The organism is Vibrio sp. YMD68 (assembly GCF_029958905.1).
Classification (GTDB): Bacteria; Pseudomonadota; Gammaproteobacteria; order Enterobacterales; family Vibrionaceae; genus Vibrio.
Genome location: NZ_CP124614.1, coordinates 2,432,349 through 2,451,704, shown reverse-complemented (window position 1 = coordinate 2,451,704; position 19,356 = coordinate 2,432,349). Strand labels below are relative to the sequence as shown.

The following is a 19,356-nucleotide window of genomic DNA, read 5'->3' as shown; positions in this document are numbered from 1 at the left end:
TAATGGTTTAGTTTGTCCAAACTAAAGTCCCAATGAAAGAGCCTAGCGATTTGCTAGGCTCTTTCTATTTATACGGCAACTTTATTTATGCAGATCAGGACGTTTTATTTCGCTTCGTAATGGCGGTACTCAAACGCTTGGCCTTCATCATTAAAAGCGTAGACGGAATAGGCATCGCGATTCTTTCCATACTCCATTCCAGGCGATCCCATCGGCATACCCGGAACCGCCAGACCTTTAGCATTTTTAGGCGGGTTTTCTAAAAAAGATTGAATGTCTTTGGCGGGAATGTGACCTTCAAAGACATACCCATCAATTTCAGCCGTATGGCAAGAAGCTAGTTTTGGGGTAATGCCAAACTTCTTTTTGATTGGGTTCATGTTCTCGTGCAGTTCTTCTTTGACGGTGAACCCAGCCTCTTCCATATGGGTTGTCCAGTCACCACAGCAGCCGCAATACGGCGATTTGTGGTTAATCACATCTGCAGCAAGGACATTGGCAGAGAAACTACTGATCAGGGCGAGAGTAAGGATTTTGAATTTCATAATAGCCTCTATGAGTTGAATTTAGGTTTAAATAGACGTAAACGGTTAGCGTTACTGACCACAGTAATTGAAGACAGAGCCATTGCGGCTCCTGCAACCACTGGGCTTAATAAAAAACCGAAAGCGGGAAACAAAACGCCTGCAGCGATGGGAATACCCAGCGAGTTATAAACAAATGCGCCGAATAGATTCTGTTTAATGTTGGTGACCGTTGCTCTAGACAAAGCGATGGCATTAACCACCGCCAGTGGTGAGGAATTCAATAGTGTCATTTGCGCACTTTCAATGGCGACATCACTGCCACTCCCCATGGCGATACCCATATCGGATTGGGCTAGGGCGGGAGCATCATTGACACCATCACCGACCATCGCTACTTTTTCGCCTTGTTGTTGCAATTGTAAAATGTGGTGCGATTTTTCGTCAGGAAGCACTTGGGCAATAACACGATCAATCCCCAGTTGTTGTGCGATTGCATTGGCTACCGATGGGTTATCGCCTGTTAACATGACGGTTTTAATGTGTTGTTGTCTTAGGGCATCAATCGCTGTTTTGGAGTCTTCTTTAATCGAATCAGACAAAGCAATGATGCCAATAAGCGTGTTATCAACAGCAATAGCGATGGATGTCCAGGCTTGAACTTCACTTTGCTGAAGGGCCGCTTGTGCGTTTTTCATATCAATATTTAGGGATTGGAAGTAGCTAGGGGAAGCGATAAGCAGTGTTTCTCCGTTCACTTTGGCACTAATTCCTCTGCCTTTAAGGTTTTGAAAATCCTCTATGGCTTGTGGAGCGATCTGATGCTGTTTTGCATACTGGCAAATGGATTTTGCAAGGGGATGCTCTGAGTGTTGTTCTGCACTGTAGGCATATTGCAACACTGTTTGCTCAGAGACGCCAAACGAAACGACTTTTTGAACCGTCGGGCTACCTTGGGTCAGGGTTCCCGTCTTATCGAATACCACGGTGGTAATCTTGCTCGCAGTTTGTAGGACATCGGCATCTTTAATTAAAATGCCCATTTCAGCGGCTTTACCAATTCCAACCGTAACTGACAGGGGAGTCGCGAGTCCAAGTGCGCAGGGACAAGCGATAATAAGCACCGTGGTGGCTGCAATTAACATATAGCTCAGTTTTGGTTCAGGGCCATAAAGGTACCAGACCGCCATCGAAATCATGGCGATAACCATAACCACCGGAACAAACACTGCGGAAATTTGATCCGCAAGTTTTGCAATGGCTGGCTTGCTACTTTGCGCTAAACGGACAAGCTGTATTATTCGTGCAAGCATGGTTTCAGCACCCACCCCTGTGGCTTCGATCGTCAAGCTGCCATCCTGATTTAACGTTCCTGCCGATACACGGTCAGATTGTTGCTTGAGTGTTGGGATGGGTTCGCCAGTGAGCATTGCTTCATCAATATAGGATTCACCACTTTTCACAATGCCATCCACTGGGATTTTCTCACCAGGCCGAATTCTAAGCAGCATCCCTTTTTTTATCTCATCCACCGCAATGGTTTGGGTAACGGTGCCATCGCTATCTGATGTGATTAATGTCGCCGATTGTGGTTGCAAGTTAATCAGTGCTTGCAGGGATTGCGTTGTTTTGGCTTTGGCTTTGGCCTCTATATAGTGGCCTAACGAAATGAGACCAATGATCATGGCGGTTGCTTCAAAATACACATGCCGAGCATTTTCTGGGAACCAAAACGGAAAAGCGACCATGAGCATCGAGTAGAACCATGCCGCCCCAGTACCGAGAGCAATCAATGTATCCATCGTGGCTCGACGATGTTTTACTGCTTTTAAGGCATTGACATAGAAAAGCCGACCTGATGTCATCATCAAGAATAAGCATATGATCCCCACCGCGCCCCAAGCGACCTGATCGGAATTGGTGCGGATCATCATATTTCCACCAAGCATCCCCCATAGCATTAATGGGCCACCTACCAATAATGCGCTGATGGCGTTTTGCTTATGGCGATTTAGCTCGAGCAATCTTTGAGTTTTTTGCTTTTGTTGGGAAACCATCGGATCGTTAAGCACTTCAGCTTGGTAGCCCGCTTTATCAATGTCGATAAGAAGGGCTTGTTCGATATCTAAGCCGATGTTTTCTTGTCTGATTTCAACCATTGCACTTTGTTCTGCTAGGTTAATTTGCACAGCAGTAACACCTTCAACCCCATTTAACGCTTTTTCGACCGATGAGACGCAACTGGCGCATGTCATTCCATCAATGGATAGGTGCAAACGGTGGTGCTCTGCTGGTAAAACTTCATCTGAAGTCATGACTTTCGACTGGCTGATAGCTTGCTGGTCTTCTTCTGATTGAATTGCTGATGAGTTCTCTGCAACAAGCTGAGCGTTATACCCCAGTGAAGTGACTAATGCTTGAACGTAAGTGTGATCGTTAATGGTATAGACGGTCAGTAATGCTTTGGTCGCAGAGAAAAGACCAATAGAGTCATCCTGTTCGATCAACTGGCTAAGTTTTTCTACACAGCGAGAGCAAGTCAGGCCTGAAAGCGTAAACTCAAAATAGTGCCCAGCGTTATAGCCTAAATTTTCGATGATCACTGCAAGTTGATGAAAAGAGGCGTCACTGCGCAGCTCGATTTTGTCTTTTGAAAGAAAATCAATATTCACGGGGTACTGCTCGTTTAACGCTTTGTCTACTTTTTTTGCACAGCCCATGCAATTGAGCCCAATTAAAGGTATGGAATATTGATTCATGGTTATCTTCCTAAGTTCCTTGCATGGTAAAGAGCATAAACCTTACCTTATGGGTAAGGTCAAGGTGCGAATCAATGAACTTCTATTTAGGCATTGATGATTAAAATGCGATTGAACTGTCAGGTGAGTGTCAGATGAGCTGAAAAAAATGTGAGATCTTAATCAAGATTTCAGCCTGATTAATATAAAAAGGAAAATAAATACAAAAAACGCATGTGATTGAGATCTGTATTTTACCGTTACTTACCGTGTTTATGTGACCTTGATGAAGGTTTGGATGCAGTGGGCCTAAAATACATTATTTTATGTTTATTTAAGACTCTGTTTTCATTGGTTTTATTTCTTTTATCTTTATTTTTATTTGAAGTGTGTCGAATAAATATTGGCTTTATTTTTTATTGGAAAAAAAGTTTGCAATATTTGCCTCGTCCATGAAAAGCAGTGCAACGTTAGTCAGCTATTTAGTCCAGTAGTTCCCTGCGTTGCTAATAAAAATATAAATAAATTCCTAACAAATGGGAAAGGGTTAAAACAATGAAAAATGTATTTAAGAAGTCTCTAGTAGGCGCAGCAGTCATGATGGCCGCAGGTACTGCAAACGCATATATGATTGGTGATGCTAACGATGCAAACGTTGAAGTTTACGGTGTAGTTTCAATCTCTGCTGTAGATTACGGCGCTTCTAATGCTGCTGGTCCTGATGATGGTTGGGCATTAGAGAATGAAACTCGTGTAGGTTTTCGCGCTGCTAAAGTGATGACAGACAGTGTGACAGCGTTTGCACAGGTAGAGTCGGGTTGGGTTTTAGATGACGGCGCCAAACTGGGTAATCGTGATACGTTTGTAGGTATGCGTGGTGATGACTGGGGGCAAGTTCGTTTTGGTCGTATGCTGACACCACTATATGAACTGGTTGACTGGCCTTATTCTGCATCAAACTTAGGTCGTACATTCGACCGCTCATGGCGCAGCGGTGAACGTTACCACTTTGATCGTAAGAGCCAAATGGCGCGTTACGACTCTCCAATGTTTGGTGACATGGTTAAATTCAGCTTATCTGGCGGTAATGGTAGCGAAAATCATGAAGATTCAAACTTCTTCAGTGGGTCTATTTCTGTAACACCTGTCGACATGTTAACACTGCACGCGGCGTACGAGACTGCTAAAGGTACGATTTTTGAAGGCGGTGAAGATGCCTACTGGGATACAAATAACCCTGTACCACCGGGCGAAACTCCAGATTGGAAGCCAGGTAAAGCGGCTTCTGTCGGTGATACTGACTCGGCATTTGTAGGTTTTGAACTTCGCCCTATGGATAGCTTTAATATTCTTGGCGCGTACAAAACAGGGTCTTATGATTCAACAAATAGCGGTGGCGGTTACGGATACACGGAGCGTGAAATCGATGCTTACTCTATTCAAGCAAACTACTACCATGGCGCGATGAACTTCCGTGTCGGTTACGCCGATCAAACAGGTAAGACAGATAACCAAAAAGATAAAGATCTAGATGTTACCTCTATCTCTGGTGAGGCGGGGTACTCGTTCAATTCTGTTTACACATTTGTTCGTCTAACTCAGCAAGATGATACTGTTTATGATAAAGATCTAATGATCCGAATCGGTACAGAGTGGGTATTCTAATCCATTCCTAAACGGTATATTCTGGCGGGCTTAATGTCCGCCTTTGTTGTTTCTGCAAGTTGGTAATCTTATGAAAAAATTAGCTATATTATCTCTCGCGCTCTGTAGTGCTTTCTCCTACGCTAAAACCACGATCCAAACGGATTCTCGTGTGGAAATATTAGCGGTTAATCAAGAAATTAATCAAATAGCCAATTCAGGTAAGGGTGACCTACAGATTGAAAACGGTCAAAATCAACTGTTGGTTCGTGTTACTGCCATGATTGATACCAACGGTGGTAAAGAGAAGTTTAACTCGTCGCCTATGGTGGTTACGTTTGATGTCAGTGATGAGACCTTATTGTTAGAAACCCCATTTGTTATCCGTGATCAGAGAGCCGTTAATAAATATAACCGTGACCCAAGAGTAAAAGTAACCAGCTCTGGCGAAGCGGTGTCTATTACCACCGATGTTATAAGCAATGAAACGTTTGCACTCATTAAAGATTACGAGGCCATGCTCAGTAGCTATAACCAAGCGGGTGGTCAAGCTGCGATCGTTTCGAGTAGCGTAGCGGCGGCATCTATCGCGAAGCCTGTCACTCTGCCTGAAATCGAATCCTCTAAGAAGCAAACGAAACCTGCAAGCAAGCCTAGTTCTCTGCAAGCTGATTTTCTTGAAATGACACCTGAACAGCGCCAAGAGTTTGTATCTTGGGCGGTGAAAAACCTAAATAACTAGTGTTTGAGGTTAGAGGCGGACTAATTAGCGATCATTCCGATTGTAGTATTACTGATCGGTGCTAAAATAATGCGCAAATTTTAGCATCGTTTTTGTATCCAAAATCAGGTGCGTTCTAAAATCATTAAGGTAATTTCATGACGGTTAAAACTCGCTTTGCTCCAAGCCCTACAGGCTATCTTCACGTTGGTGGTGCACGTACAGCCCTCTATTCTTGGCTTTTCGCTAAAAACCAAGGCGGTGAGTTTGTTCTACGTATTGAAGACACGGACCTTGAGCGTAACTCTCAAGAAGCGGTTGATGCAATCTTAGAAGGCATGCAATGGATGGGTATGGAATGGGATGAAGGCCCTTACTACCAATCTAAGCGTTTTGACCGTTACAACGAAATGGTTGATAAGCTACTTGCTGAAGACAAAGCATTCAAATGCTACGCGTCTAAAGAACTGCTTGATGAGATTCGTGCAGAGCAAGAAGAAAACAAGGAAATGGCTCGTTACGATGCGAACCACCCTAAAATTGTTGCAGCAAACGAAGCAGCAAAAGAAGGTGATGCATGCGTTATCCGTTTCCGTAACCCGAAAGAAGGCAGTGTAGTATTTGATGACCAAATCCGTGGTCGCATTGAAATCGCGAACAGCCAACTTGATGACCTCATCATTCGTCGTACAGACGGTGCACCCACATACAACTTCGTAGTTGTAGTGGATGACTGGGACATGGGTATTACACACGTTGTTCGTGGTGAAGACCACATCAACAACACACCTCGTCAAATCAACATCTATGAAGCACTAGGCGCGCCAGTTCCAACTTTCGCTCACTGTGCAATGATTCTTGGTGATGACGGTGCGAAACTTTCTAAGCGTCACGGTGCTGTTTCTGTCATGCAATATCGCGACGAAGGTTACCTACCCAATGCACTAAACAACTACCTAGTTCGTTTAGGTTGGTCTCACGGTGACCAAGAGATCTTCTCTCAAGAAGAGATGATTGAATTCTTCAGCTTGAACGCAATCAGCAAGTCTGCATCTGCATTCAACACTGAAAAACTACTTTGGTTGAACAACCACTACATCAAGACTTCTGAACCTGAATACGTTGCAAAATACCTGCAATGGCACCTAGACGCGCAGAAGATCGATACAACCAACGGCCCAGCTATCACTGAAGTGATCACGCTAGTTGGCGAGCGTTGCAACACGCTTATCGAACTTGCTGAGCAGTCTCGTTACTTCTACGAAGATTTCTCGGAGTTTGAAGCTGGCGCAGCTAAGAAGCACCTACGTGGTGTTGCTAAAGGCCCACTAGAGCTTGCTCTTGCTAAGGTTGAAGCACTTGAAGAATTCACAACAGCAAACATCAAAGATGGTGTGATTGCAGCCGTGTGTGAAGAGCTAGAGATCGGCATGGGTAAAATCGGCATGCCACTTCGCGTAGCAGTAACCGGTGGCGGTCAGTCTCCTTCTGTTGATGCAGTGATGGAGCTTGTTGGTAAAGAGCGCGTAATTACTCGCATCAAGATGGCTCTTGAGTTCATTGCTGAGCGTGAAGCTAACGCTTAATTGAGCTTTTGCTAGATTCAAAAAAGGGTCAGTAACTTGGTTACTGACCCTTTTTATTTGTCTAAACTTCGTTGCTTAGAACTTTAGCGATTGGAGTTTTGTCGATCAGAATTCTGCTGATCAGGACTGGATTCGTTATAGCTTGTCGTCGGCAATCATTTGAGTCGCTTGCGCGGCTGTTTTCTTATCGAACAAGATATCCATCATCGCTTTGATGCGTTCCATATCGTCACCAAACTTAGAAAAGTTTCCGCTGTTTGGCGCTTTAAACTCAACGTTGCCTACGCGTTGTTGATCTTGATAGGCCGAGATCTTAGCGTCTGCCACAAAGGTTCTGAAATCCCAACTCCAACGAGAGACATAATCAAGCGTGATGCCCTCTGGATTATGTTCTGAACCGTCTGCAACGACTTTACATTTGACTTGATTATTCAGACACCAATCAAGCATGGAATCGAGGAAAATGCTGCGTGTTTTTACATCTTCCACGATCGTGATATTTTCGACGTTGTTTGCTTCAGGAAGTGCATTGCCCGAATACTTCGGAGCACTACAACCTGCGAGTAAAAAGAGCACAACAAGAGCTAGCCAGTTTTTCATTATCTATCCTAAGTTTTTTTGAAGATGATGGAAGTGTTGATGCCGCCAAAGGCAAAGTTATTGCTCATTAGGTATTCAACATTTAATTTACGGCCAGAGCCGGTGATGTAATCAAGCTTGCCGCAGCGCTCGTCGATGTTCTCAAGGTTCAATGTTGGGCTGAACCAACCTGAATGCATCATCTCGAGGCTTAACCAAGCCTCAATCGCACCACATGCGCCAAGCGTATGGCCAAAGTAGCTTTTTAGTGAACTGATTGGCACTTCGCCGAAAATATTCGCGGTCGCATTACTTTCTGCAATATCGCCTTTTTCTGTCGCGGTACCGTGCGCTGAAACATAACCAATTTTCTCAGCAGGAAGCTGTGCGTCTTTCAGTGCTTTCTCCATACAAATCTGCATGGTTTCCATTTGAGGTTGAGTCACATGAGCGGCGTCACAATTGCTGGCAAAGCCGACAATCTCAGCGTAGATTTTTGCGCCGCGAGCAACGGCATGCTCGTATTCTTCAAGAACCAGCGTACCCGCGCCTTCACCGATAACTAAGCCATCGCGTTCGCTGTCGTAAGGGCTAGGCGATTTTTTAGGTGAGTCGTTTTTTAAACTGGTAGCAAAAAGGGTATCGAAAACGGCAGACTCAGTTGGGCATAGCTCTTCACCGCCACCGGCAACCATCACGGTTTGGTAGCCGTGTTTGATCACTTCATAGGCGTAACCAATCGCTTGGCTTCCTGAAGTACAGGCACTGCTGGTGGGAATCACGCGGCCGCGTAGGCCAAAGAACAGACCTACGTTGACCGCAGCGGTGTGTGGCATCATCTGCACATAAGTGGTTGCGGTAATCGCACGTGTCGACTTCTCATTGAGCATTACACCGAATGCGCCAACCGCATCGGTACTGCCCGTTGAAGAACCGTAGGCAATGCCTGTTTCGCCATTGGTTAATACATCGTGACCAATTAAGCCCGCTTGATCTAAAGCATTTTCTGTCGCAACGGTTGCTAGGCGAGACACACGTCCCATGCCTCGAACCTGTTTGCGTTTGTAGTGTTTTGGCAACTGGAAGTCATCAATAGGCGCAGCTAGCTTAGTGTTGAGACCATCATATTGCTCAAAGCTTGGCATGTATTGGGTCGCGTTTTCGCAGGCTTTTAGTTTTGGCTCGATGTGCTGCCAGTCATTACCAAAGGCAGTAACACCAGACATGCCAGTTACAACAACGCGGCGGGTCATACTAAGCCTCCATTAACAGAAATTACTTGACGAGTTACGTAGCCTGCAATATCAGACATTAGGTAACTGACTAGGCCTGCCACTTCTTCTGGTTCGCCCATGCGGCGCAGTGGCACTTGGGGAAGTGCATGGTCTTTTACGTGCTCATCAACCATGCCTGTATCGATTAAGCCTGGAGCCACACAGTTCACAGTGATCTTGCGCTTTGCGAGCTCAAGAGCAAGAGACTTGGTTGCGCCAATCACACCGGCTTTGGCTGCCGCATAGTTAGTTTGACCGCGGTTGCCCATGATGCCCGATACGGAAGCCAGAGTAACAATTCTACCGCCTTTGCGTTTTTGAACCATAGGCATCACGCACGGGTGAAGAACGTTGTAGAAGCTGTCGAGGTTGGTATGGATAACGCCGTCCCACTCTTCTTCCGTCATGGCAGGGAAGGCCGTATCACGAGTAATTCCCGCGTTGTTTACCACACCATAGTAGGCGCCATGTTCAGCAATATCAGACTCAAGCTTTTCACGGCACTCACTGCGGTTACTTATATCAAATTGGATCAGACGTCCTGCGCCACCCAATTCAGTGATCGACGTTAGGGTCTCTTCGGCACCTTGCTTGTCACCCATGTAATGAACGGCGATTTCAAATCCGTCTTTCGCGAGTTGAATAGCGATCGCTTTACCAATGCCTTTGCTGGCACCAGTGACTAAAACCTGACGGGTCATGATGGGCTCCTAGTTTTCATTTCTTGTAATTTTTGTTCGGTCGGTACGTAGACATTGAGTTGGCATTGAGCCACTAGCTCGCCTTGGTCCTCGACTCTTGCGGTAAACACGGCCATGCCACTGTCTTCCATCAGTTGCTCTGCGTATATATCAAGGGTCTGACCTTGAGTAAATTCATCACAGAGTGATTTATAACGACGAGAACCCAGTAAGAAACCGATGGGGGGAGTGGTGCCGTTTTTTAGTGCGTGGTATCCAGACCATGCCGCCACAGACTGCGCCATAAACTCGATGCCGACATAAGCTGGGACAGTTTGAGATTCGGCACCAAAAAACAGATTATGGGCACCAATATCGACCTGACAGTGGATCGACAACGCCTCTACGTTGATAGCACGATCGATTAATATCATCGGAGCATCGTGTGGTAGGAGTTGGTCTATGGAAGGAATATCAGTCATTTACTACACCAAAAATCAGGCTAATGTTGTTGCCACCAAAAGCAAATGAATTGCTTAAGATGTTCTTTACTTTAAGTTTCTGTGCACAGTTTACCAAATCAATCTCAATATCCTCAGCTTTATCCTGACATTTTTGTAAGGGAAGCGGTAAGTCATATTTTAAAATATGCCATGCAATTGCAGCCTCTATCGCACTTGCGGCTCCAAGAGTATGCCCGGTGAGCGGCTTGGTTGAGCTAACGGGAACCTTGTTTGCAAAAATACGGTGTATGGCTTTGCTTTCCATTGAATCATTGAGTGGTGTTGCGGTGCCATGGGCATTGATATAACCGATGTCTTCTGCTTGTAAGTTGGCAGAATTTAGCGCTTTTCTCATCGCTTGCTCTGCGCCATTGCCTTCAGGGTGAGGGGCTGATATATGGTGCGCGTCAGAACTATCACCACACCCTAACAGTGCAATATTGGGTAGGTTGTTCGATGGTTTTATTTTGCTAAGCAGCATAAATGCGGCGGCTTCTCCAATATTAATACCATCTCGAGAAGCACTAAAAGGCTGACAATGTGTCGTTGAAAGCGCTTCCAGACCATGAAAACCATTGAGCGTCAGTTTACATAAAGTGTCTACACCTCCAACCAACACAGCATCAGCCATTCCAGAATCCAACAAGCGTTGAGCGGTCAAAAATACACGGCCACTGGACGAGCAAGCGGTCGAGATTGCGTAGCTTGGCCCTGTCAATGAGCAATATTGACTAACAAACTCAGAGGTATTGCCTAGTTCTTGTTTTGAATAATGGTAATGCTCAGGAAACTCACCGTGTGCCAGTTTATGTTTGAATGCCGCTTCGCCGTCTGAGATGCCCGAAGTGCTAGTGCCGATAACCACAGCAATTCTGTCTGCGCCAAATTGTGATTTTGCTTGTTCAATAGAGTCTTTGATTTGATTAAGAGCTGATAGCGCCAGTTGATTGTTTCGAGTGGCGTAATGCGCTTGCTCTGGCGGGATCTCTGGCAGTTCGCCAGTCACCTTACCGATGACAGTCGACTTGCCATCATTCAGCATATCGTAGACTTCAACCATGTTGGATTCGCGCATATCTTTGAGGCAGCCGTGAATGTCAGCAACGCTTGAGCCTAGCGCCGAGTGGAAACCACAATCTTGGATGTAAATAGGCATAATGTTCAGCTCTTACTTGGGTTATCAGTAATCGTTGAGTTCAACGTTTGTATGGTGATGGTGTAGCCTTGAATCAAATGCTTGAAAACAATGTCTCCAGAGAGCTTCGGTTCATTAGCTTTTGCTTGATACTCGATACGAATAATGGCTTGTTGGTTGTCGTCAAACACGGTTCTTGTATTGTCAGTATCGACTAGATGCCAACCTATGGTTTGCAAAGGCTGAGTCCAGGCTTCAGTCGGCCATAAGGTCAGCATTAAATTAAATAACACCTGCTCAGGTTGCGGCAGGGTTGCGCCAAGACCGGATAGAACTTGAGTCTCAATGGCTTGGTTCTGGTATTGCAGCGATAAGATGCGCGTTCCCCAAGAGGAAAAGCCCGCCAACACGACTTTATCTGGTGTGACTTCGACTTGAACAGGCAGTTGTTGCGTATCGTCTTGCCATGTTGCGCTGATCAGCTGGCTCGCCGTAAATGAGTACCCCAGTTCAGCAGGCAGCGGCAAGGCTAGCTCGGTGTCTTTGTTGATTGCGACACTTGCGCCTGTAGGCTGTTGAGACACCATCGAACAAGCGCTGAGTAGTAAGCCCAATCCAACGGCGAGCGCTATCTTGATTGTTTTGTTCATCTAAAAGCCTCTCGAGAGTTTGATTTTTCCGCTGCTTGTTCGTTGTTGATTGCAAGTGGCGAAAGCAACCACGCGACGAAAATACCAGTCAGGACGGTAACACCGAAGCTATGAATGGCATGAGTTTGACTCAATGATAATAAGCCAAACGAGAGTAGCGTCGTGAGGCCTGACAAAGTAATTGCTAATAAGGTGCTAAGCGATTTCTTCTGCTCAGCAAAGAACAGGGTGTAGTCGATGCCAATTCCTAGAATCAGAATCAGACCCAGTAAGTTAAACAGGTTTAAGGTCGAACCTAAAACGCCAGTGACCGCTAGCCCTGCGATTCCCGCAATCAATGACGGCAGTAACATCAACAGGCTCTGTTTTACGCCATAGCGCCAACCTAAAACCATTCCAATGGCTGCCAATGCTATCAATAGTAGTTCGGTGATCTTGACTCTGTACTCAGCAAAAAGCGACGAGATTTCATCGGCCTTATTGAGGAACTTAATATCTTGTTGCTGAGCAAAACTTGAATCAAGCCATTGAGAGAACAGCTCTGAGTCAGTGACATTTTTGATCAAAATAATAGACGCCGCTTGTCCATCAATTGGCTTTAACCAAAGAGGACGAATGGGTTCTGATATTGGTGATGCTAAAAACCCATCAACGGTTATAGGTTCATAGTTAGGAAGCTCAGGGAAACTCGACCAACCGAGTGTGGTTTGTAAGGTCGCACTTTGGTTAGCGTAGAGCTGTTTAACCAACTGATAGCTGTCGTGTTGCTCTTGCTCACTTGGCAGATGCTGATTGACGCTGCGATAGCCAGAGACGCCTTGCTGATTGACCAACGAATCTAATTCCGAGCTGATCAACGCTAATTTATTCAGTAACGCCTGATTGCTGTTCGCCGTCACCAATAGCATATCCTGAGCACTACCTAGGCCAGAGATTTCTGAGATGGCTTGCTCTTGCTGTTTGAGTTGCTCTGGCATCGCCTGAAGTTGGCGAATATCGTCGTCGTAACGAACTTGGCTGATTGACGCCACGCTAATAACAGTGACAACGATCGGCAAGCCGATTCTGAACTTAGGTTTTCTCCATAAGTTTAGCCATGCATGCCATAGGTTCGCTAACGGAAGTTCGCGCTCTTGGCTTGGTTTCGCCGCTAAAACGGGGTACCAACACACTACACTGGCGTAAGCTGCAATGAGTCCAATTGACGAGAACAAAGCAAGCTGTTGTAAGCCAGGAAAAGGCGCGACCAACAGACCTAGATAGCCAATCAAGCTGGTGATCAGACCCAATGTGATCGCAACAAGAATATGTTTCAAGCCTTTGTCGCTTTGCCATTTACTTCCTGCTGCTAAGCGGTCAGTGAGGTAATGAAAGGAGTAATCGATGGATACGCCAATCAAACTGGCGCCAAACACTAAGCTGAACAAGTGAATTTTTCCGAAGATAGCGACGGTGCTAGCGAGTGCAACCAGTAATCCAGTGCTTATCGAAAGCAGAGACAAGGCAAGTGGCAGGGCGCTACGAAACGTCAGCCACACCAATAAAATAACACCTGCCAGTGAGCCCAAACCAATGGTACTGATTTCTGATTTCGCGCTTTCGGTTCCGTAACTGGCGTAGAACACCACACCGGTATGTTGCACTTTGACGCCAAACTGCTTTTCGACCTCGCGCTCAATTGAATCAAGATAATGAAGCTGCTCTTGAATTGCCAAACTATAAGGCGAACCCGCCAGAGTAGCTGTCACCAAAACATGAGTTTGCTCATTAGATTGAGTGGTGAGGTATCCCTCTTTCAATACAAAGTTACTTGATTGAACGCCAACTGCACTGATGTAGTCGCGAAATAACAGGAAAGGGTCGAGAGATAGCTCTGCTGCAGTGACGCCTGAAAATGGGTTGTACAACGACTGAATGACATGTTGAGCGCGAGATTCGGGCGAGTGTGTCAGTGTTTCTTTTTGTTGACTGGTTAACAGTTGAGCGCGGTGACGAAAATAGAAATCACTCCACTGGCTTTGAGTGCTGGCGTTGATTTTTCCTTGAACTTGCTTAAACAGAGTTGGCTGACTTGAAAAAGCTCTTTGGTTGAGAGCTTTTTCAAAAGCGTCGGTCGCAATCATGGCTTGGTCTATGTCGGGGGCGCTGATGATAAACACCACTTGCTCGCTCATCGAGCTGGATATCTGCTGAAAGGCTTGTTCGACCATGGGGTCTTGCTGGTTTTCTGGTAGTAACTTTAGAATGTTGCTTTCAATCGGTACCGACGAAGAAAAAGCGAACTGTTTTATTAACAATCCGCTAAATAGCACTACGATAACAAGCCAAACAAGGGCCAGGCTAGAGTTGGAATTGTTGCTCTTCAGCATCTGATAATACTTCCGGTAGATGGCTCAATTGGCTAAATTCGATCACCGTGCTGTCTCCACGGATCTCTCTCAGTTCGATGCGTTCAATATCATTTTGACCTTGCAGAGTAATGGCTTCAAATACCGCGTTCATCGGCGCACTTTTAGGCTTTAGAGTGAGCGTCCATGACTTATTCTTTGCATTTTCACCAGAGCTTGTAGCAGTTGCTGGCTCAAAATCGAGTGCGAACTGTTCCTGAAGTTTTTGCGTATCGCCGTGGAATACCGACAAGAAGATATGGCTGAAATAAAACGCCATTGGATTTTCTTTGTCGGTGATGATTTTTGCGGGTTGATCAGCAAACCTTTGGCTCAGTTTGTTATCGGTGAGCACCAGGCTCACAGGAAACGGGGTTGCTTGCGTCCAAAGTAAACCACTCGACTTATCTAATAAAAACGTGCCTTGTGACGTCAAAGGTTGGGTGAACATTTCCATGTTGCGCGTTTGGGTGAACTCACCACGCACTATGTTGTTTGCGCTTAATACGGTTTGCAAATCTAAAATAGAGCCGACGGTTGCTGAATTTTCGTTAGCAATAACAAAGCTATTCGCCATCACACAGGAAAGCCCTAGTAGTGCGATGCTGATTTGCTTACGTCCGCGCTTAAATAGACTCATGTTTCACCTGCTGCCGTGTGTTAGATACTTGAGATTGTTCTGATTGTTGGCCGCACGGTTGCTGATCAGTTGATTGAGGTAAGCAGCCAAACTGGTGCCAGTGCTCGACTTTATCGGTAAATATTTTCGGTGAAGCGAAGCACATTTCTTGTTCTTCGATAGTCACCGCAACCTGCATTGTGTGGGCGCGTGTCATACGAGCACCGGTGTTGGCATCATGAATTTCATAATCGACGCGCAGGCGGTTTTCCCACTCGGTGAGCTTCGCCGTTACCTTAATCTTGTGATTAAACGGTATCGCCTTTATGTATTTCACGCGGGTATCGATGATAGGCCACATGTAGCCTGAATCCTTCATCTCATGATAGTTGTACTCAATCTTATCCATCATGATGCGTCTTACTTCTTCAAAAAATCGGAAGTAGTTGCCGTGATAGATCACGCCCATTGGGTCGGCATCTTGGAATGAGGTGACAAGTGTCACCTCAGATTGTAATGGATGAAGGATTTCAGACATAAATCGCTCTCAACAATATTGCGTAAAGGGTTGGCTACTCTATGAGTAAGGTTCTTTTAGTAAAGTGACCAATACTGATTTTGAATACGAGAAATAAAGTGGCGTAGATCGCCTTCAAGCGGGCGGTCCTCGACTATAAACTCAAACTCTTTCAGGACTTCGTCGCGAATATGCTTGAGGTTCTCACTCATGTGGTGCTCATCAAGTTCATTGTGGCGCTTACGAAGTTCAAGTGCTTGTGTACCAGCAAGTAGTGACGCAGCCGCAACTTGTTCTGTCAGTTCAAGAACACGTAAGCAGTCGCGAGCCGCAATGGTACCCATGCTGACCTTGTCTTGGTTGTGACACTCTGTTGAACGAGAGAACACGCTTGCTGGCATCGTGTGTTTCAATGCTTCTGCTGTCCAAGCTGACACGCCAATCTGTACTGCTTTAAAGCCGTGGTTGATAGGCTTACGTTCGCCTTCAGCACCCGTTAGGTTGAATGGCAAGCCGTTGTTGAACTTGTAATCCATCAGCTGGGCCATTTGGCGATCAAGTAGGTCTGCAAGATTCGCTACTGCTGTTTTTAGCGTATCCATTGCCATTGCGATATGACCACCGTAGAAGTGTCCACCGTGCAAAACGCGTTCGTTGTCGCCATCGATAATTGGGTTATCGTTAGCGCTGTTGAGCTCGTTCTCGATCATTTGGCGTAGCCAAGGTAGAGAGTCTTGAACGACACCAATCACATGCGGAGCACAGCGTAGCGAGTAACGATCTTGTAGGCGATCACTGTTACGTGGCGGGCGATCCGCTTGTAAGTCATCACGTAGCCATGCAGCGACTTGCTGCTGGCCAGGGTGCGGTTTCACTGCGAACAAGGCTTCATCGAAGTGGAAGTCGTTGCCGTGCATACCCACAGACACCATTGCTGTAATTTTTGTTGATAGCTGAGCTAGGTATTCCGCACGTTTGTATGCAATACAAGCCAAAGCCGTCATTACTGACGTGCCATTCATCAATGCCAAGCCTTCTTTTGGCTTAAGCTTGATTGGTCTAATGCCTAACTCTTTGTAGACGTCGCTAGTAGGGCGAACTTCGCCTTTATAGATAACATCGCGCTCACCAATCAGTGCTGCTGCTAAGTAAGAGAGAGGCGTTAAATCGCCACTGGCACCCACCGATCCTTCTTGAGGAATTCGCGGTGAGATTTCTTGATTAATTAGGGTAACGATCTGGTTGAGCAAATCATGAGTCACACCAGAGACACCTTGTGACAACGAACAAAGGCGCGTTGCTAATACTGCGCGAGCTTGTTCGTGAGACAGTATTTCACCTAAGCCACAGCCGTGAAAACGCGTTAGATGCAGTGGTAATTCATCAACAAGGTTTGGTGGGATCGCAACGGTACACGAGTCACCGTAGCCGGTTGTCACGCCATAAATCACGCCTTCTTCTTTCAATAGGCGCTCTAAGAAAGCAACACCGCGGTCGATTTTTGAGGTGAACTCGTGACTTGAGTTCATCGAGGCTTTTGCGCCTTGGGAGATAGCGACAACGTCTTCAATCGTGAGGCGTTCGGCACCAAAAGTGATGCTATTTGGATTCTTTTTCGTCATGGTGCTGGTTGCTCAATGTCCAAAAATTAAAAAAGTTATACCACTGAAGCGGTGCTTTCAGTGTGTAGTGCTGAAGTCGGTCTGCGTATTGTTGAACGACTTGCTGTAAAGATTGTTCGCGTGTTTTTCTAGGTAGCTCGATTCTGTCGCTAAAATGCTCGAAATAGACATTAAAATGCGGTTTTGCTTGTGAATCGTCGCGTAACCCAAACAGCAAAAATACAGGTGCTTTGAGTACAGAGGCTAACATGAATGGTCCTTGGGGGAACGGCGCTTCCTTACCCAAGAACTCAGCCCATACTGAACGGCTCTCTTTGCTGGTGGAGGTTCTATCGCCAACAATCACAATCCACTCGCCTTGTTCCAGCTTCTGCTGCAACAAGATAGCAGTATCAGGCCCCATTGAAGTCACCTGAATCAGATTTAAATCAGACTGCGGGTTGACCGCTTTCATGACAGAATTAAAACGCTCAGCGTGCTCGGTGAAAACCAGCGCATTGATTTTGATGTTCGAGTGTCTGCGACCCAAAGCTCGGCACAGTTCGATGTTGCCAAGATGAGAACCCAGAATCAGCACACCTTGTTGGTTTGCCACCATGCTCTCAAATTGTTCTTGACCATGAATGCTCAGGTTATCGACCGAAAAATCCCCTTTCCATGCAGCCAACTTGTCTAGCATGGTATGGCCAAACGAGAGCAGATGGTTATAACTGGTTAATTCCGCTGGTAACTCAATATTCTGTTGTTCAGCGTATGCCTTAAGCTGAAATAGGTACTGTTCTGAGGCGTTTCGTGCACGTTTGCCCGTTAGATGGTAGTAACGCATCACACCGCGCAAAATCAGATTAAATACACCGCGACCTAGTAGAGTATACACCGTTAGTAACAGTTTGATTCCCAGCACAGTGCCGCGCTCTTGAGTGCGCGACCAGTGTGGTTGTTCTGGACCTATTTGTTCGGAATTTGCCTGTCTTGAATCTGCCGAGTAACCTTGGCTATTTTCAGCCGATAAATTCTGCACTGAGTCCGATTTGAAATGGCGAGCGATCAATTTTGGTACTCTTGGTAGCATGCCGAAGAACAATCGCGTGTGCATCCAGCTGATTTTTATGTTGTCCCACAGCGCATCGAAATGAGAGGTGCCGTTTTCAGGATAGATGACTCGTGTTTCAACGAAGTCGATGTCGCAGCCTTCCCAATACAGTCGAACCAGAATCTCGATATCGAAGTCCATTCGAGACCCTACATCGTATTTGCTGAGCACAGCTTGTGTTTGGTTGATCGGATACGCTCGAAAGCCACACATGCTGTCTTTAATTGATAGAGATAGGGTTTCTATCCATACCCAGATATGCGTCGCGTAGCGTCCGTAGAGCCTTGCCTTGGGTACGCTCTCGTCATAAACAGGCTGACCTGATATCAAGCGCTGAGGTTTGTCTTGCGAAGTTTGGATTAATGCGGGTAGTGCTTCAAGGTCGTGTTGCCCATCAGCATCAATCTGAATGGCATGGCTAAAGCCGAGATCTTGCGCTCGCTTGATACCCGCTTTTACTGCGCCGCCTTTACCTCGGTTCTGTTCAAGCGTCACCAAGGTTACGTTTGAATTCTCTTCTAGGGGAGTCAAAAACTGTTTGGTTGCGAGTTCACTGCCATCATCAACAATAATGATCGGAAGTTTGAAATTAAGAAGTGATGAGACCACCGAGGGCATCGTTGTGCCGTGGTTAAAGCACGGAATTAGGAAGCAAGCTTTGTAGTTGCTTTCTTCAATTGCGTGTTGAGAAACAGCCTCAGCGCTATTCACTTTTCTCTCCCAGCTTCATTTTGCCTGAAGAGTGAGTCTGTTCGCCATTGTTCGAGGTGTAACTGAAGATCAATTTATCTTTATCTGCTTCCCATTTAAGTGACAGTACAATGGTAGAGTCAGGCAGGATCGGCTCTTGGAACTTGATGACTTCCATGCCTTTAAAGAAACCAGGGACGTTTAGCTCTTGGACTGCGTAGTGAAGTGCCCAATCAATTTGCGTAACACCAGGAAGAATAGGGAAGCTCTTGAAGTGCCCCTTAAAATCGGTGATGTCTCCAGTAATATGAAGTGTCAGAGTTGATTCTTTCTCTACGGTGTTAACTGCAATGACGTTCGGTTTTCTCTTATCCATAGCGCGTGCTTAGAATCC

General features: G+C 45.9%; 17 protein-coding genes. 3 read left to right on the top strand and 14 right to left on the bottom strand.

What is annotated here, in order from left to right; all coding sequences use genetic code 11:
• Positions 1 to 104 precede the first annotated feature (104 nt).
• Complete coding sequence (locus QF117_RS17140) at positions 105 to 545, bottom strand: DUF411 domain-containing protein (RefSeq protein ID WP_282387135.1); 441 nt, start codon at positions 543 to 545, stop codon at positions 105 to 107.
• An 8-nt stretch (positions 546 to 553) separates the two neighbouring features.
• Entirely contained in the window at positions 554 to 3,283 is a 2,730-nt protein-coding gene (locus tag QF117_RS17135; RefSeq protein ID WP_282387134.1) for a heavy metal translocating P-type ATPase, read from the bottom strand.
• A gap of 534 nt (positions 3,284 to 3,817) precedes the next feature.
• On the opposite strand from QF117_RS17135, the gene QF117_RS17130 reads away from it, so the two are divergent.
• The 3 genes from QF117_RS17130 (at position 3,818) to gltX (ending at position 7,213) form a co-directional block, all read left to right on the top strand.
• Positions 3,818 to 4,927: a porin gene (locus QF117_RS17130; RefSeq protein WP_282387132.1), complete on the top strand. Its 1,110-nt coding sequence runs from the start codon at positions 3,818 to 3,820 to the stop codon at positions 4,925 to 4,927.
• Positions 4,928 to 4,997: 70 nt separating this feature from the next.
• Positions 4,998 to 5,648, top strand: a complete 651-nt coding sequence (locus QF117_RS17125; RefSeq protein ID WP_282387128.1) for a DUF2057 domain-containing protein — start codon at positions 4,998 to 5,000, stop codon at positions 5,646 to 5,648.
• 137 nt (positions 5,649 to 5,785) lie between these two features.
• Positions 5,786 to 7,213, top strand: a complete 1,428-nt coding sequence (gene gltX / locus QF117_RS17120) for a glutamate--tRNA ligase (protein ID WP_282387127.1) — start codon at positions 5,786 to 5,788, stop codon at positions 7,211 to 7,213.
• 135 nt (positions 7,214 to 7,348) lie between these two features.
• Here gltX and QF117_RS17115 read toward each other — a convergent pair whose 3' ends face one another.
• Genes QF117_RS17115 through QF117_RS17060 form a run of 12 tightly spaced genes read right to left on the bottom strand, consistent with a single transcriptional unit; the run spans position 7,349 to position 19,338 of the window.
• Entirely contained in the window at positions 7,349 to 7,813 is a 465-nt protein-coding gene (locus QF117_RS17115; RefSeq protein WP_282387126.1) for an Sbal_3080 family lipoprotein, read from the bottom strand.
• An 8-nt stretch (positions 7,814 to 7,821) separates the two neighbouring features.
• Entirely contained in the window at positions 7,822 to 9,045 is a 1,224-nt protein-coding gene (locus QF117_RS17110; protein ID WP_282387124.1) for a beta-ketoacyl-ACP synthase, read from the bottom strand.
• Positions 9,042 to 9,767 (bottom strand): 3-ketoacyl-ACP reductase FabG2, encoded by a 726-nt coding sequence (locus QF117_RS17105; protein WP_282387123.1) that lies wholly within the window; start codon positions 9,765 to 9,767, stop codon positions 9,042 to 9,044. Before QF117_RS17105 ends, QF117_RS17110 begins: the two co-directional genes overlap by 4 nt.
• On the bottom strand, positions 9,764 to 10,228 hold the full coding sequence (locus QF117_RS17100) for a hotdog family protein (protein WP_282387122.1): 465 nt from the start codon (positions 10,226 to 10,228) through the stop codon (positions 9,764 to 9,766). Before QF117_RS17100 ends, QF117_RS17105 begins: the two co-directional genes overlap by 4 nt.
• A complete protein-coding gene (locus QF117_RS17095; protein WP_282387120.1) occupies positions 10,221 to 11,405 on the bottom strand; it encodes a beta-ketoacyl-[acyl-carrier-protein] synthase family protein in 1,185 nt (394 codons plus the stop codon). The genes QF117_RS17100 and QF117_RS17095 overlap by 8 nt, the downstream gene beginning before the upstream one ends.
• Positions 11,406 to 11,410: 5 nt before the next feature.
• The gene (locus tag QF117_RS17090; protein WP_282387118.1) at positions 11,411 to 12,034 is read right to left on the bottom strand and encodes a DUF3261 domain-containing protein; all 624 of its coding nucleotides are present in this window, start codon (positions 12,032 to 12,034) and stop codon (positions 11,411 to 11,413) included.
• Positions 12,031 to 14,403 carry an MMPL family transporter gene (locus QF117_RS17085; RefSeq protein WP_282387117.1) on the bottom strand — a complete coding sequence of 791 codons (2,373 nt, stop codon included), beginning with the start codon at positions 14,401 to 14,403 and terminating at the stop codon, positions 12,031 to 12,033. Before QF117_RS17085 ends, QF117_RS17090 begins: the two co-directional genes overlap by 4 nt.
• Positions 14,375 to 15,061 (bottom strand): outer membrane lipoprotein carrier protein LolA, encoded by a 687-nt coding sequence (locus QF117_RS17080; protein ID WP_282387116.1) that lies wholly within the window; start codon positions 15,059 to 15,061, stop codon positions 14,375 to 14,377. The genes QF117_RS17085 and QF117_RS17080 overlap by 29 nt, the downstream gene beginning before the upstream one ends.
• Positions 15,048 to 15,578 carry an acyl-CoA thioesterase gene (locus tag QF117_RS17075; protein WP_282387115.1) on the bottom strand — a complete coding sequence of 177 codons (531 nt, stop codon included), beginning with the start codon at positions 15,576 to 15,578 and terminating at the stop codon, positions 15,048 to 15,050. Before QF117_RS17075 ends, QF117_RS17080 begins: the two co-directional genes overlap by 14 nt.
• Positions 15,579 to 15,634: 56 nt before the next feature.
• Positions 15,635 to 17,179: an aromatic amino acid ammonia-lyase gene (locus QF117_RS17070; protein WP_282387114.1), complete on the bottom strand. Its 1,545-nt coding sequence runs from the start codon at positions 17,177 to 17,179 to the stop codon at positions 15,635 to 15,637.
• The gene (locus QF117_RS17065; RefSeq protein ID WP_282387113.1) at positions 17,157 to 18,983 is read right to left on the bottom strand and encodes a glycosyltransferase family 2 protein; all 1,827 of its coding nucleotides are present in this window, start codon (positions 18,981 to 18,983) and stop codon (positions 17,157 to 17,159) included. Before QF117_RS17065 ends, QF117_RS17070 begins: the two co-directional genes overlap by 23 nt.
• Positions 18,976 to 19,338: a 3-hydroxyacyl-ACP dehydratase gene (locus QF117_RS17060; RefSeq protein WP_282387112.1), complete on the bottom strand. Its 363-nt coding sequence runs from the start codon at positions 19,336 to 19,338 to the stop codon at positions 18,976 to 18,978. The genes QF117_RS17065 and QF117_RS17060 overlap by 8 nt, the downstream gene beginning before the upstream one ends.
• Between the last annotated feature and the right edge of the window lie 18 nt (positions 19,339 to 19,356).